This window comes from Pseudomonas sp. MWU12-2029 (assembly GCF_023242425.1).
In the GTDB taxonomy this organism is placed as follows: domain Bacteria; phylum Pseudomonadota; class Gammaproteobacteria; order Pseudomonadales; family Pseudomonadaceae; genus Aquipseudomonas; species Aquipseudomonas kribbensis.
Genome location: NZ_JALJDY010000002.1, coordinates 186,878 through 201,844 on the forward strand (window position 1 = coordinate 186,878; position 14,967 = coordinate 201,844).

General features: G+C 60.2%; 10 protein-coding genes. 1 reads left to right on the forward strand and 9 read right to left on the reverse strand.

Translation table 11 applies throughout. The features are described 5' to 3' along the window. Positions 1-33: 33 nt before the first annotated feature. The 7 genes from hflX to M5B44_RS05850 form a co-directional block, all read right to left on the reverse strand. The gene (gene hflX / locus M5B44_RS05820) at positions 34-1,335 is read right to left on the reverse strand and encodes a ribosome rescue GTPase HflX (RefSeq protein ID WP_064379099.1); all 1,302 of its coding nucleotides are present in this window, start codon (positions 1,333-1,335) and stop codon (positions 34-36) included. A 12-nt stretch (positions 1,336-1,347) separates the two neighbouring features. Beyond that, positions 1,348-1,608 (reverse strand): RNA chaperone Hfq, encoded by a 261-nt coding sequence (gene hfq, locus M5B44_RS05825; RefSeq protein WP_007902656.1) that lies wholly within the window; start codon positions 1,606-1,608, stop codon positions 1,348-1,350. Positions 1,609-1,701: 93 nt separating this feature from the next. Next, complete coding sequence (gene miaA / locus M5B44_RS05830) at positions 1,702-2,673, reverse strand: tRNA (adenosine(37)-N6)-dimethylallyltransferase MiaA (RefSeq protein ID WP_248738744.1); 972 nt, start codon at positions 2,671-2,673, stop codon at positions 1,702-1,704. Continuing rightward, entirely contained in the window at positions 2,673-4,580 is a 1,908-nt protein-coding gene (gene mutL, locus M5B44_RS05835; RefSeq protein ID WP_248738525.1) for a DNA mismatch repair endonuclease MutL, read from the reverse strand. Before mutL ends, miaA begins: the two co-directional genes overlap by 1 nt. Next, positions 4,577-5,962: an N-acetylmuramoyl-L-alanine amidase gene (locus tag M5B44_RS05840; RefSeq protein ID WP_371320912.1), complete on the reverse strand. Its 1,386-nt coding sequence runs from the start codon at positions 5,960-5,962 to the stop codon at positions 4,577-4,579. The genes mutL and M5B44_RS05840 overlap by 4 nt, the downstream gene beginning before the upstream one ends. A gap of 51 nt (positions 5,963-6,013) precedes the next feature. Beyond that, a complete protein-coding gene (tsaE, locus tag M5B44_RS05845; protein WP_248738526.1) occupies positions 6,014-6,484 on the reverse strand; it encodes a tRNA (adenosine(37)-N6)-threonylcarbamoyltransferase complex ATPase subunit type 1 TsaE in 471 nt (156 codons plus the stop codon). Beyond that, the gene (locus M5B44_RS05850) at positions 6,472-7,971 is read right to left on the reverse strand and encodes an NAD(P)H-hydrate dehydratase (protein WP_248738527.1); all 1,500 of its coding nucleotides are present in this window, start codon (positions 7,969-7,971) and stop codon (positions 6,472-6,474) included. Before M5B44_RS05850 ends, tsaE begins: the two co-directional genes overlap by 13 nt. Before the next feature lie 63 nt (positions 7,972-8,034). Here M5B44_RS05850 and queG point away from each other — a divergent pair, with 63 nt between their 5' ends. Next, a complete protein-coding gene (queG, locus tag M5B44_RS05855) occupies positions 8,035-9,117 on the forward strand; it encodes a tRNA epoxyqueuosine(34) reductase QueG (RefSeq protein ID WP_248738528.1) in 1,083 nt (360 codons plus the stop codon). Positions 9,118-9,139: 22 nt separating this feature from the next. Here queG and M5B44_RS05860 read toward each other — a convergent pair whose 3' ends face one another. Then, positions 9,140-13,981 (reverse strand): RHS repeat domain-containing protein, encoded by a 4,842-nt coding sequence (locus M5B44_RS05860; protein ID WP_248738529.1) that lies wholly within the window; start codon positions 13,979-13,981, stop codon positions 9,140-9,142. Continuing rightward, entirely contained in the window at positions 13,978-14,925 is a 948-nt protein-coding gene (locus tag M5B44_RS05865; protein ID WP_248738530.1) for a hypothetical protein, read from the reverse strand. The genes M5B44_RS05860 and M5B44_RS05865 overlap by 4 nt, the downstream gene beginning before the upstream one ends. Between the last annotated feature and the right edge of the window lie 42 nt (positions 14,926-14,967).

A 14,967-nucleotide genomic window follows, 5' to 3' on the forward strand; every position in this document is an offset into this window, starting at 1 on the left:
CTGCCGTTGCGGCACAACCGCTTTTTCAGGCTTTTATTGCAAAGTGTGTTGCTCGATGAACTCCGTCGGCACAACGCCTTCACGACTGACCAGTCGATTGAGCTCCGAGCGCGGCAATCGAATGGCCAGCAAGCTGACACCTTCTTCGTCGTATTCTTCTTTCTGTACCGCGCCCAGTTCGAAGAACTGTGCACGCAGACGCGCAAACCGCTGGGGCAGACGCAAGGTTCCGACAAACAAATCACTGCCCAGCAATTCGGCAATGGCTTGCTCAAGCAATTCCAGACCAGTGCCATCACGCGCCGACAACCAGACCCGTTGAGGCTTGCCGTTCTCGTCGCGCTGGATTTGTGGCTCAACGCCTTCAAGCAAATCGAGTTTGTTATAGACCTCGAGGATCGGCAAGTCCTGGGCACCAATCTCGCCCAGCACCACCATTACCTGCTCGATCTGCAACATGCGATCCGGTTCGGCCGCATCGATCACGTGCAACAGCAGGTCGGAATTGCTCGACTCTTCGAGCGTAGACCGAAATGCCTCGACCAGCTTGTGCGGCAAATGACGAATGAAGCCCACGGTGTCGGCCAGAACGATCGGCCCCAGGTCGTCCAGTTCCAGACGGCGCAGGGTCGGGTCCAGCGTGGCGAACAACTGGTCGGCCGCGTACACCTCGGATTTCGTCACGTTATTGAACAGCGTGGATTTGCCGGCGTTGGTGTATCCCACCAGAGACACGGTAGGGATATCCGCACGCGAACGGCCGCGACGCGACTGTTCGCGCTGACTGCGCACTTTTTCCAGGCGGCCCTTGATCTGGCGCAGGCGAACCCGCAGCAGGCGTCGGTCGGTTTCGAGCTGGGTTTCACCCGGGCCGCGCATGCCGATACCGCCACCCTGACGCTCAAGGTGAGTCCAGCCGCGGACCAGCCGGGTGCTCATGTGGTCAAGCTGGGCCAGTTCTACCTGGAGCTTGCCCTCATGGGTACGGGCGCGTTGGGCGAAAATATCGAGAATCAGACCGGTACGGTCGATCACGCGACACTCGAACACACGTTCGAGGTTACGTTCCTGACTGGGCGTAAGGGTGTGATTGAAGATGACCAGATCGGCTTCTTCGGCGTGTACCAGGTCGCGCAGTTCCTCGACCTTGCCGCTGCCGATCAGGTATTTGGCGGTTGGCCGATGACGCGGTACGTTAAAAAACGCAACGGTCTCGGCGCCTGCCGAATTTGCCAGTTCCTGAAACTCCTGCGGATCTTCGCGCGCCTCAGGGTCCTGTCCATCCAAGTGAACGAGGATGACTCGCTCACCACCACCGTGGCGCTCAAAGAACAAAGGAGACTCCTATCAGGCGTTACCTGGCTCAGCGTCACCTGCTTCGGATTCGGTTGCGCTTGGCAGACGAATTGGACGAACCGGCACGACTGTAGAGATAGCGTGTTTGTAAACCATCTGGCTGACGGTGTTCTTCAGCAGGATAACGAACTGGTCGAACGATTCGATCGTGCCTTGCAGTTTGATACCGTTGACCAGGTAGATGGAAACCCCAACTTTCTCTTTACGTAAAGTATTCAAGTAAGGGTCTTGTAGCGAATGCCCTTTTGACATGTGCCGCACTCCTTTAAGGATTCAATATAAAAAATAGGTAATCAGATGGCTTTTGCCGCCACACCCCCAAGGATAGACGGCAATTGCAAGGACTCAGCTCAATATGGAGATGGTCCCAAGGTATTTCAAGGTGCGTGGCAGATTGTCGCAATCCAGACTGTCGAGCCAGTGCAAATCGTCCCAGCTGCGCAGCCAGGTAAACTGGCGTTTGGCCAATTGGCGCGTGGCGATGATGCCCCGCTCCTGCATTTCGGCCGCCGTCAGCTTGCCATCCAGGTAATCCCAGACTTGGCGGTAGCCTACCGCACGTATAGACGGCAACCCGGCATGCAGGTCACTTCTATTACGCAGGGCTACGACCTCGTCGATGAATCCCTGTTCCAGCATATTTGTGAATCTTTGTTTAATGCGGTCATGCAGTACCTGACGATTTGCCGGAGCAATGGCCAAGTTCGCGACAGTATAGGGCAATTGTTGCCGTCCCGATGCCGCCGCTTCGGTACTTTGTACAGATTGTTTCAGCCGCAGTTCAGTCATGCTCTGACCGCTGACCCGATAAACTTCCAGTGCACGACTCAGGCGTTGCGGATCGTTCGGGTGAATACGCGCCGCCGATTCCGGATCAATCACTGCCAGTTGATCGTGCAGGGCCTGCCAGCCAAGGCGTGCAGCCTCTTCTTCGATCTGCGCACGAATCTCCGGATCCGCTGCCGGCATGTCAGCCAGACCTTCGACCAAAGCCTTGTAATAGAGCATCGTGCCGCCCACCAGCAGCGGAATTTTTCCGCGCGCGGTGATTTCGGCCATGGCTTGCAGGGCATCGCGGCGGAAATCCGCAGCCGAATAAGCCTCGGCCGGATCGAGAATGTCGATCAGGCGGTGCGGATACTCGGCCAGCAGTTCTTTCGATGGTTTGGCCGTGCCGATGTCCATGCCGCGATAGACCAGCGCCGAATCGACACTGATCAACTCGCACGGCAGCACCTTGGTCAGCTCGATGGCCAGGTCGGTTTTGCCCGCAGCGGTCGGGCCCATCAGGAAAATCGCTGGAGGAAGCTGGCTCATCAACGACCGCGCAGGAACAGTTTGTCCAGATCGTCCAGGCCCAGCTGGGTCCAGGTCGGTCGGCCATGGTTGCATTGACCGCTGCGCTCGGTGTTTTCCATATCGCGCAGCAGGCCGTTCATTTCCGGCAAGGCCAGGCGGCGGTTGGCGCGGATCGCGCCGTGGCAGGCCATGGTGCCGAGCAGTTCATTCAGGTGTGCCTGGATCCGGTCGCTGGTGCCGTACTCCATCAGGTCCGACAGCACGTCGCCCACCAGACGGTTGGCCTCGGCCTGTTTGAGCAGGGCCGGAATCTGCCGGATCGCCAGGGTTTCCGGGCCCAGACGCTGCAACTCGAACCCGAGACGCTGGAACCACGCCGCGTGTTCTTCAGCGCAATCGGCCTCGCGCTGACTGACCGCCAGCGACTCCGGCACCAGCAACGGCTGGCCGCTCAGGCCTTCACTGGCCATGGCGATCTTCAGGCGCTCATACATGATCCGTTCGTGAGCGGCGTGCATGTCCACCAAAACCAGGCCATGGGCGTTCTCGGACAGAATGTAGATGCCCTTGAGCTGCGCCAGTGCGTAACCCAGTGGCGGAATGTCTTCCTGACCGGCCGGCAGCGCGTTGGCATTGGCCTCGGGCAGCGGCGCGAAAAACTCGCGATACGCGGCCTGGGCCTCGGCAGCCGGGACGGCAGGTTGCGGACGTGGCGTGTATTGATACTGATAGGCGCCGCCAGTGCTCGCGCCCGACGAGGTATTGAACGCCGGTTGTGCCTGCGGCTGCTCCAGCAGCGCATTGGCGGCCAGGCGCATTTCACCCTGCGGGCCGAACTCGCCGGCTTCGAGGCCGGTTGGCCGGACGACCGCGGTGGTGACCGAACCGGCAAGCTGATCTTCCGGGCGCACATCGCCCAGCGCACGGTGCAGGGTGCCATAAAGGAAGTCATGCACCATGCGCCCGTCGCGGAAGCGCACTTCGTGCTTGGTCGGGTGCACGTTGACGTCGACCGCCGCCGGATCGACCTCGAAAAACAGCGCGAACGTCGGATGCCGGCCGTTGAACAGCACATCGCGATAAGCCTGACGCACCGCGTGAGCCACCAGCTTGTCGCGCACCGCGCGGCCGTTGACGAAGAAATATTGTAAGTCCGCCTGACTGCGGTTGAAGGTCGGCAGACCGACCCAACCCCACAGGTGCAAGCCATTGCGTTCGATCTCGATCGGCAGCGCCTGCTCCAGGAAGCCCGAACCGCAGATCGCCGCCACACGCCGGGCGCGGGCCGCATCATCGTGGGCCTCGTGCAGACTGAGGATGGTCTTGCCGTTGTGGCGCAAATGGAACGCCACGTCGAAACGCGCCAGCGCCAGACGCTTGATCACTTCCTGCAGGTGATCGAATTCGGTTTTTTCGGTCTTGAGGAATTTGCGCCGCGCCGGAGTATTGAAGAACAGGTCACGGACTTCCACCGAGGTGCCGACCGGATGCGCCGCCGGCTGCACGCGGGGCGCCATGTCGCGGCCTTCGGTCTCGACCTGCCAGGCCTGATCGGCATCGCGGGTGCGGGAGGTCAGGGTAAGCCGCGCCACGGAGCTGATCGATGCCAGTGCCTCACCGCGGAAGCCCAGGCTCATCACCTGTTCGAGGTCTTCGAGGTTGCGGATCTTGCTGGTGGCGTGACGGGCCAGCGCCAGTGGCAGGTCATCGGCGGAAATGCCGCTGCCATCGTCGCGCACCCGCAGCAACTTGACGCCACCCTGCTCGACATCGACGTCGATTCGTTTGGCACCAGAGTCGAGGCTGTTTTCCAGCAACTCCTTGATCACCGAAGCCGGGCGTTCAACCACCTCGCCGGCAGCGATCTGGTTCGCCAGCCGTGGGCTGAGCAGTTCGATGCGCGCTGCGTTCAGAACCTGATTCATTCTTTGGACGCCAGTTCAGTGCCCGGTATGGTCAGGTGCTGACCGACCTTCAACTCGTCGCTGCTCAGGTTATTGGCGCTGCGCAATGTGGCGGCCGACACCTGATAACGCACCGCGATCATCGCCAGGGTCTCACCCGGGCTAACCCGGTGATCACGTGGCCCCTGGGCGATCTTGCCCGAATCACGCAGCCACGCAATGTAAGTGCCCGGTGGCGGGTTCTGCTGGAAGAACTGACGCACGCCGCTGCTGATCGAACGCGCCAGCGCCTGCTGGTGGCTCGAGGCCGAAAGCTTGTTCGCTTCGTTGGCGTTGGAGATAAAGCCGGTTTCCACCAGGATCGACGGGATGTCCGGCGACTTCAGCACCATGAACCCGGCCTGCTCCACGCGTTGCTTGTGCAACGGCGTGACACGACCAATGTTGGTCAGGACTTTCTGGCCGACGTTGAGGCTGGAGGTCAGCGAGGCTGTCATCGACAGATCAAGCAGAACGCCGGCGAGCATCCGGTCCTTGTCGTCGAGGCTGACGTTGCCGGCACCGCCGATCAGGTCGGAACGGTTTTCGCTGTCGGCCAGCCAACGGGCGGTCTCCGACGTTGCGCCACGGTCGGACAGGGCAAACACCGAAGCCCCGAAGGCCGCCGCAGACGGCGCGGCGTCGGCGTGGATCGAGACGAACAGGTCGGCGCCCTTCTTGCGGGCGATTTCGGTACGGCCGCGCAGCGGGATGAAGTAGTCGCCGGTCCGGGTCAGTTCGGCGCGGAAGCCTTTCATGCCGTTGACCTGGCGCTGCAGTTCACGGGCGATCTGCAGCACCACGTCTTTCTCGCGCTGACCGCGTGAGCCGGACGCACCCGGGTCTTCGCCGCCGTGACCGGCGTCGATCACCACAATGATGTCGCGCTTGCCGGCCGGGGCCGGGGGCAGTTTGATCGCAGGTTCGGCCGGGGTTACCGGAACGGCCGGAACAGTGGCGACCGTCGGTGCCGGCGCAGGGGTTGGCGGCGGTGCGGCATCGGCCGGGTTATCGAACAGGTCCACCACCAGACGGTTGCCATACTGCGCGTTCGGCGCCAGCGAGAAGCTTTTCGGGGTGACGGCTTTCTTCAGGTCGATGACCACCCGCAGGTCGGTCGGCGTACGCTGGGCCGAGCGCATGGCGGTGATCGGTGTGTTGGCGGTGGAGACTTTCAACGGCGCGCCAAGGGTGGCGCCATTGATGTCGATCACCAGTCGATCCGGTGCCGTAAGGGTGAAGACGCTGTGCTGCACCGGACCGGTCAGGTCGAACACCAGGCGCGTGTTGTCGGGCGCCCGCCACAGGCGCACGCTGTTGACCTTCGTCTCGGCCACAGCGTTGACGGTTACTGCCATCAACATCAGTCCAGCGGCAGCCACCAACGCGCGAAAGCGCATACCTAACCCCATCATTTATTTGGATTCCAACGCCAATGCGGCACACCAGGCCTCGCCACGCGAGCCCTGGGACAAAATAGTCAGCGAACGCCCGCTGTCTTGCGGGCTAATGGTAATGGTCAGGTCAGGCTTTGGCAAAAAGCCTGCACCTTTATCGGGCCACTCGATCAGGCACAGGGCGTCGTCATCGAAATAGTCGCGGATGCCGAGAAACTCCAGCTCCTCCGGATCCACCAGGCGATACAGATCGAAGTGGAAGGCGCGGATGTCACCGATCTCGTAGGGTTCGACCAGCGTGAAGGTCGGACTTTTCACCGCACCCACGTGCCCCAGCCCGCGAATGATGCCCCGCGACAGCGTGGTTTTGCCCATGCCGAGGTTGCCTTCGAGAAAAATCAGACCATGGCCGCCGGTCACCCGGGCGATCCGTGCGCCAAAGTCGCTCATCGCCTGTTCATCGGCCAGGTACAGGGTTACTTCAGACACGGTGCATGCTCCTCCAACAACTGACGAATGGCTGGAATCAGATCACTGGCCGCCAGCCCACGGCCGAATTTACCTTGTTGCGCCCCGGCGTTGGCGTGCAGCCAGACCGCCAGGCACGCCGCGTCGAACGCATTCATGCCCTGAGCCAGCAACGCACCGACCAGACCGGCCAGTACATCACCGAGGCCCGCGGTGGCCATCGCCGGATGGCCTTGATGACACAACGCCAGACGCCCGTCGGGATGGGCGATCAAACTACCTGCACCCTTGAGCACCACAACCGCTGTGTACTTTTTGCTCAACGCCAGCGCCGCCGCCGGCCGATCAGCCTGCACCTCGGCAGTGCTGATCCCCAACAGTCGCGCCGCTTCACCTGGATGCGGCGTAATCACGCAATTTTTGGGCAAACTGACAAAACCGGAGGCCAGCAGATTCAATGCATCGGCATCCCATACTTGCGGCAGCGGCGCATTGGCGGCGGCCGACAGCAGCGCCCGGCCCCAGCTCGCCTGTCCAAGCCCCGGGCCGACCACCAGCACGGATACCTTTTCCAACAGTCCCATCAGCTGATTGGCCGACGAGATGCCCAGCGCCATGGATTCCGGCACCCGGCTCAACGCCGCCGGGATATGTTCCGGACGAGTTGCCAGCGACACCATCCCCGCCCCGCTACGCAAGGCACTTTCGGTACTGAGCAGAATCGCCCCGCCAAAGCCATGATCGCCACCGATCAGCAGGACATGGCCGAAACGCCCCTTGTGCGCAGCCGGTGACCGAGCCGGGAGACGCGGCAGATTACCGGCATTGAGCCGATGCGCGGCGACGGCAATGTCACTGTAAGTTTCGGCCGCCGCTTGCAGATCGTTGAACAGCAGGTCGCCGACATGATCCGCCGCGTCCCCGGTAAACAGGCCAAGCTTGAGACCGATGAAGGTCACCGTGAGATCGGCACGCACCGCCCGACCCAGCACATGGCCGGTATCGGCACACAATCCGGAAGGGATATCGACCGCCATCACCGGCAGGCGGCTGGCATTGATCGCCTCGATCGCAGACGAGTACGGCTCGCGCACCTCGCCGCTCAAACCAGTGCCGAGCAGCGCGTCGACAAGAATCCCGCGCAGTTCACTGGAAGCCGTCCACGCAGCAATCGCAACACCTTCAGCCACCGCTTCGGCATGTGCCAAGGCCGCATCGCCCTGCAAACGCTGCGGATCGCCGACAGCCAGCACCTGCACCGTCCAGCCCGCACGGCGAGCCAGCGCAGCCACCAGATAGCCGTCTCCGGCGTTGTTGCCGTGCCCAGCCAATACGGTCAATTCGCTGGCTGAAGGCCATTGGCGCACCAGTGCGCGCCAGGTGGCATGGGCGGCGCGCTGCATCAATTCGAAGCCCGGCGTGCCGGCGGCAATCAGCCGTGCGTCGAGTGCCCGCACCTGCGCGGCGCGGTACAGCGCGTCGGGTAATTGATCTTTAGTGTGCGGCATGCGTCTTCGGGCTCCGATGTCTGGCAGAATTATACGCACCTCAGCTCCGGTTTCTCTCGCCTCATGTCCGCCATCACCACAGATCTTCCCGCCCTCGCCCAATCCATCAAGGACTGGGGCCGCGAGCTGGGCTTCCAGCAAGTCGGCATCAGCGGTCTGGACCTGGCCGAGCACGAGCAGCACCTGCAACGCTGGCTCGAGGCCGGCTATCACGGCGAAATGGATTACATGGGCGCCCACGGCAGCAAACGCTCGCACCCCGAAGAGCTGGTGCCGGGCACCTTGCGCGTGGTGTCCTTGCGCATGGACTACCTGCCGGGCGACACGCAAATGGCGCAATTGCTGGCCAAACCGGAAAAGGCCTACATCTCGCGTTATGCCTTGGGCCGCGATTATCACAAGTTGATCCGTAAGCGCGTGCAACAACTGGCGGACAAGATTCAGTCCGAAATCGGCCCGTTCGGCTTCCGCGCCTTCGTCGACAGCGCCCCGGTGCTGGAAAAAGCCATCGCCGAGCAGGCGGGACTGGGCTGGATCGGCAAAAACACCCTGGTGCTGAACCGCAAGGCCGGCAGTTATTTCTTTCTCAGCGAACTGTTCGTCGACCTGCCGCTGCCGGTGGATGAACCCCACAGCACTGAACATTGCGGGCGCTGCACCGCGTGTCTCGACATCTGCCCGACCAACGCCTTCGTCGGCCCGTATGTGCTGGATGCAAGACGCTGCATTTCCTACCTGACCATCGAACTGAAGAACGCTATCCCCGAAGACCTGCGACCACTGATCGGCAACCGGGTGTTCGGCTGCGACGATTGCCAGATCTGCTGCCCGTGGAACCGCTTCGCCCGCCCGTCCGGCGAAAGTGACTTCAAGCCCCGGCACAATCTGGATAACGCCGAACTGGCCGAGCTGTTTTTATGGGATGAAGAAAAGTTCTTGAGCAGCACCGAAGGCTCGCCTCTGCGCCGGGCTGGTTACGAGCGTTGGCTGCGTAATCTGGCGGTCGGATTGGGGAATGCGCCGTCAACGATCCCGGTGCTGGAAGCGTTGAAGGCGCGACGGGATTATCCGTCAGAGCTGGTTCGTGAACACGTGGAGTGGGCACTCAAGCAACACTCGGGTCGTGACCTCCAGAATCACCAATAGCCCGACGAGTGGGTGCTATCCGCTACCAGGCAGGATCATGACTACCCACCTGTTTGATAATGACGTGCCGGGTGTCATTGTTGGTCAGGAAAAACACCCGGTCCGCTTGCGAGAGGCGGGTATGTGCATGCTCATAACCTGCAAAAGGCTTCGCCGGCGCATAGTTGGGGTAAGGATCGAATTTACTGCCGGGGTAACTCTTGGCAGCGTCATAAGGCGATTTGTTGTTGACCGCAATGTCATCTCTGAACTCCGCATATTTGGCCCGCGCAACGTTGCCCGGCTTGCCGTTGGGCAGGTAATCGTGTGCAGCGTAATCTTCAGTCAACGTCCACTTCGGAGGGGGTTCCGCACTGCCTCCCGCCTTCCCTTTGGCCATCTCCTTGGCAGCCTTTTTTGCCCCTTTTCCGGCAAGTCCCGGTCGGAATGCCGACTCGAGCTTTCTGCCAGTCTGAATTGCTGCTTTTGCCCCGGCTGCCAGCCCGGCGCCCAGTGACACGATCCCCAGCCCAAGACTCACCCAGCCAAGTAATGATCCCACCTCCGATTCCGGTGCCAGTTCACTGACCACTTCCCCGGCAATTCCCGCCAGCCCGGAAGCTAGCCCCAGGCCTAGCCCCACGAGAGCCAGCGTGCCGACACCGAGAGTCGCAAAGCTGAGCGCAATCCCCGCAACCCCAAGCGCAATCCCCAGAATCGACTGCCAGGAAAAATGCCCCGTCGGATCGACACGGTTGACCGGATCACCCAGGCAATACGCATAGGCATTCACCCCTCCAGCCCCGAACGGACTCATGCTGTCGGGTGACATGAAGCGCATCAGGGTCGGGCTGTAGGCCCGATAGCCATTGCCCAGCAGATACAGACCGGCGACGGGATCAAACTGCTCGCCATTGAAACCTGGCAGACTGAAAAAACCGCCTTCAGCCTCCCGATGCCCAAACGGGCTGTAGGCGATATCGGTAAGCCGGCCATTCTGCAGTTGTGTCAGCACGCTTTGTTGCTGATCCGTGCCGAACATCCTCACACCCGCATCCACTCCGACCTGGTGCTGTCCCAGCAACAGACCTTCGTGGCGCACGACACTGCACGAATCGCTGCCACACACATCGTTGATGGCATGTCCACCGCGATAGTAACGCTGAGTGTCTGCGCTACCCGGCTGCGACAGCGCCATCAGCCGGTCGAAACCGTCGTACTGATAGCCCCGCACCCTCTGCCCCCGCGCATTACTGACACCTGTCAGACGCCCAAGCGTGTCGTAGGTCAACGTACGGCCCTGGTCATCCTTGATCATCCGGCCATTAGCGTCGTATTGCAGAGTGACCGGTTGCGGGTAATCAGCGTGGGAATGACTGATGTCCGTGAGCTGGGTGAAATCGACCTTGCTATAGCTGAAAGTCGTCAGATTGACGCCCTGGGGGAAACGGGTTTGCAGCGTGAGGAGGTTGTCCAGCGCATCGAAGGTGAATGTCTGTTCGACGATTTCCTTACCGTAGGGATCCCGTGGCCGTTGCGTGCCTTCACAGCTGTAATGGCTCAGTCGCCCACGCATGTCATAGGTAAAGCGCTCAGCGCGCAGTACTTGAGTGCCGCGCTTCAAGACTTTCTGCGCCAGCTTGCCTGAGAGGGTGTAACTCGAGGTCAGTGTCTGACTTGCCTGACCCTCGACTTCAAACCGGCGGGTCGTTTCACGTCCGATATCGTCGTAGCTCAGATGCGTCTTCATGCGCAGGGCGGTTGATGTATCCCGGGCATCGATCAGCGCCAGCAATCCTGCGGTGTCATAGGTGTATTCGAACCGCAAGCTGCCTTGGGTGAAAGCGGACTTGCGCCCCCAACTGTCATATTCAGACTTGTGTTCGTTGCCAAGTCCATCGATGAAAATCAGCGGCCGCCCACCCAGCGACCAGGTGTGGGATGTTGTCTGGCGATGTTCACCGTACACGGTCGTTTCGGACTTCAAGCGCCCGGAAGGATAGTAGGCGAAACGATGCTCGCGCCCCTGCTCGATGCAGGTTTCAGGCTTGCCATGCAAGGCGTCGTAGGTGAAGCGCGCAAGCAATCCGTCAGCCTCGCGCTCAGCCAGCCTGCTCACTCCCTGCGACCAGGTGAATTCGACTTTGTTACCGTCAGCCCCCATTTGCCATCCGGCCTGGCTGGAGCCCGACACATACCCCGTTATGGATGTGCGCCCGCCTACCGTACTTTCAGTCAGGCGATCCAGCCCGTCGAATACCTGTCGGCCCAACTCCAGCGTGTCGACCTTGATCCTTGTCGGCAATGTTTCGGCGCTGTGATCGGCATATTCAGTCTCGACCGCATGCCCGTCCGGCAATTCGCTGCGAACCAATCGATCAAAGACGTCGTAGTGGTAGAGCGTCTTGTTGCCTTCCTGATCGGTCTGGCTGCGGGTTCTGCCGTAACCGTCATACTCAAGGACCGACTTGCCCAGACTCTCCCCTTTCCGATCGAGCATCTCGATACTTTTCGGCTTGCCGAAAGCGTTGAAGACCGAGACCGTCTTGCCCATTCCCTCCTGCCAGAGGGTTTCCCGGAGAGCGACCGGATCGAATTCGCGATGCTCTACGCGCCCGTCAGCATGATGCGTCTGTTTCACTTGCCCCCAACTGTCATAGACCAGTCGAGTAATGGCCGGACGGGCAACGCCATCCCACCAGTCTGTGCGGGTCTGCTTCACCAGATGCCCCGCCTTGTCGTGAAGTGCGGAGTACACCGTGCGCATAAGACTTTCTTGCGACGCTCCCTCATCGGGGTTGTCGCAATCAAGCTCCTTGATGCCGATCACACGTCCCAAACCGTCGTGGGTGACCGCTTGCACACCTCCCGCCGGATCCGTGACGGTCACGGTCGCTGGCGAAGTGCCGCTTGCCTCCTGATAAACCCAGGTCGTCGAAGCCGCATGGGCGGCGTCCGGGGAGAGCGTCTTGCGCACGCATCGACCAATGGCGTCGTACTCATAGTCGATCCGGCCACCGTCCTTGTCGGTCTCTGACAAGGTCAATCCGCTGTGTGTCGACAGGACTTGCGTCGTGCTTTGCGAAGTACCATCGAAACCGTGAACAGTGTGGGTCAGATGAAGGCGAGCACCTTCCAGCCGAGAGGAAAACGCCGTTCGGGTGGTGCGACAGTTCCGGGTAATGCGCTGCTCCTGCAATGCACCATGTCGGAGCCGGTCCGCCGGTGTATCGAAATAACTGTGCTCGACCTTTGAACGAAGAACCTCCTTGTCTTCCACCTTTTCGAAGAACTTTTCTTCGATGACCACGACGCCGGCCAGCGTTGAGCCTTGCAATGCCGGGTGCAAGGCATGGCGAAAACGGGTGCAGGTCGAGGCCCCGCCGCCGGGTGCGGCGATGACCGTCCTTTGCTTCTCGAAACGGACAAAGCCGAGCGGATCCACCGGGCAGTCCGGCGACTCGACCGCCGGATAGAACTCGGACAGCGTCGTGACACCGTCGGGCCCCACATGCCTGAGCAGGTTACCCACCGCATCAAACTCGGTGATCGTCGTCTCCTCGCGTTGCTTTTTGCCGAGACGGTTTTCGAACTTCAGTCTCTGGACCCGGGGCAGACGAAAGTGTGCCGGTTGTTCATTGAAAGGCTTTCCTGTTGCGAGGTGATACTCGGTGAACTGCGAAGTGACCGCCTCCCCGCACGTCGTCACCTGCGCAACCAGCAAATGGAATTTGTTGTACGTCCGTTTGATGTGACTGTGCACCTTGCCATCGACCACCAGGCGTTCCTCGGACGTGTACTGGTAACTCCAGGGTGCCGAGTAGAGCGGGTCACCGTCGTCGGATGGTTCCACCGACAAACCATGCCCAAGGAAATTACGGCCCGAAAACGTGTAGGTTCTGCTCGTTTTCGGCTGACCGTGACCCGGATAAATGTCATGGGCCATGACATGAGGCAGCGTCGCCGTCGCACCGGCGTCGCTGGCGGGCAGCAGATGCCCCTGCTCCTTGTAGCGAATGATTTCGACGGCCCCCAAGGGTGTCACGACCCGTTTCAGGTAGCCGATTTCATCGATGAGCGAATATTCAAGATCCCAGCCACGGCCCTCTGGCAAACCTATCTCCACGACCCGATCGTTGCTATCGAGCTTCATTGTGAAGTCAGCCGCGGATGCCGTATCCGGGTTCTGGCTCAACGTAACCAGAGTGCCCTTGCGGGAGATTTTCAGCAGCGTCCGCTGGCCATCCCTGACTTCGATCAGCTCCGGGTATTGATTGACCACTTTGTACAGCAGTGTGATGCCTGCGCCATTGGCCGCGACTATCCGCGTCGGAACTGCGACCAGACTGCCGCCCTGCACCGTCAACTCTTCCCGATGTCCGTCCTTGTACCGAACATCAAAACGTCCGGCACCGGTTTTCACGACCTTGACGCTTTCCAGCTTCATTTCTCTGAACTGGAGACCCGCGACCGTTTCGACGGCCTTGTAACGCTCACCGCTGAACAGGGTCATCATCTTGCTGCGCGTGTCGTAACGGGTCGTGGCCAGCGACCAGCCCAGCCCGAATCCGGTGTTTCGAGTATCAAGCGGGTTGAAACCCAGGGCGAGTCCGAACGAAGGTCCGTTGAGACCCGCAGATCGAACAGCTCCCAAAGACAAGGAGCAGGTATACAAGCCTGTCCGAGGATCAACACCGCCCGTAACAAACTCACCAAAATTGAATGCATTGGAATGCACGGAGACCGGAGATTTGTTCTCCATATATAAATTCCTTTTTTCACCACACAAGAACCAACTCACTCGACGAACTTCGAAGTTCAAGCCGACTGGATTGAAACCAAACAAAATAAGCCCGCGAAAATCTGCAGGAAAATCGCTGTTCAAACCAACTTGAATGCGCGTGCGGAAAAATCCGGTTTTATACGAAGCCAGTGCGCCGTACCGAACTCATCGAATACCGTCAGTTCAAAAACCTGATCCCGAACTGGTTGACGCTGATAGTCGGGAGAGAGATAGCTCAATACCGTCAGATTACCCGGCTGCTGATTGACTGGCGTCCCGACATATCCTTTCGGACCGCGAATGGTCACACTGGCACCATAGACCGGCGCCATGTAGCCGCAATAAGTTCTCCCCCCCGGGTGGGAATCAGCAATATTTCCGGAAGCAAAGAACAACGTCGCGTATTCGTCATCCTTTTGTACTTGCGTGCTGGTCCAGTCCAGAAGATGAATGGAACGGCGGTCAGCATAAAGACCCAGGCTGTATCGATGAACCGCGTCGAAACGATCAATGACGCTTTCACTGACCTTTTCCAGCGAAAAGTGGCTCACGGGATACTTGACCGGCGATATCGCCTCCAACGTCACGCTGCTGTCGCCCCCCAGTTGCCCGTTGCTGCGAACCACTTCATCGCCCAGGGTGATTTCGGCGGCGATTTGCAACGAGCCCGGCCTGGAGCTGCTGACCCAGAACTCATAGACCTGAACAGGTTCGGCAGGGTCGGTAATGCGGTTATGCGCAGCCGGGACCAGTGGAGTGGCCCGGGCGATGCCGCCCGCCATGTCATGGGCGTAGCGATTTTCCCGGGTCTCGACGTTCCAGCCCCCCGAGAGCGGCTGTGCGCCGTTATAGGAGATCAGGCGAAGGGTCTGCATAGCCGGATGTCCGTGAAGAGACACCTCGTTGGCCTGGGCATCGCCACCCGAAATCAAGACCAGCACCCGTACTTGCATCCGACCGTTGGCGTAGAGTTGCTTATGGCGAAGTGTGGGTGCTGAATCAAACTTGACTTCGAGCCTCTGAATACTGACGACTTCTTCAAACATCGATAACTTCCTGTATAAATATCAATTGACCCTTTCTTCAGA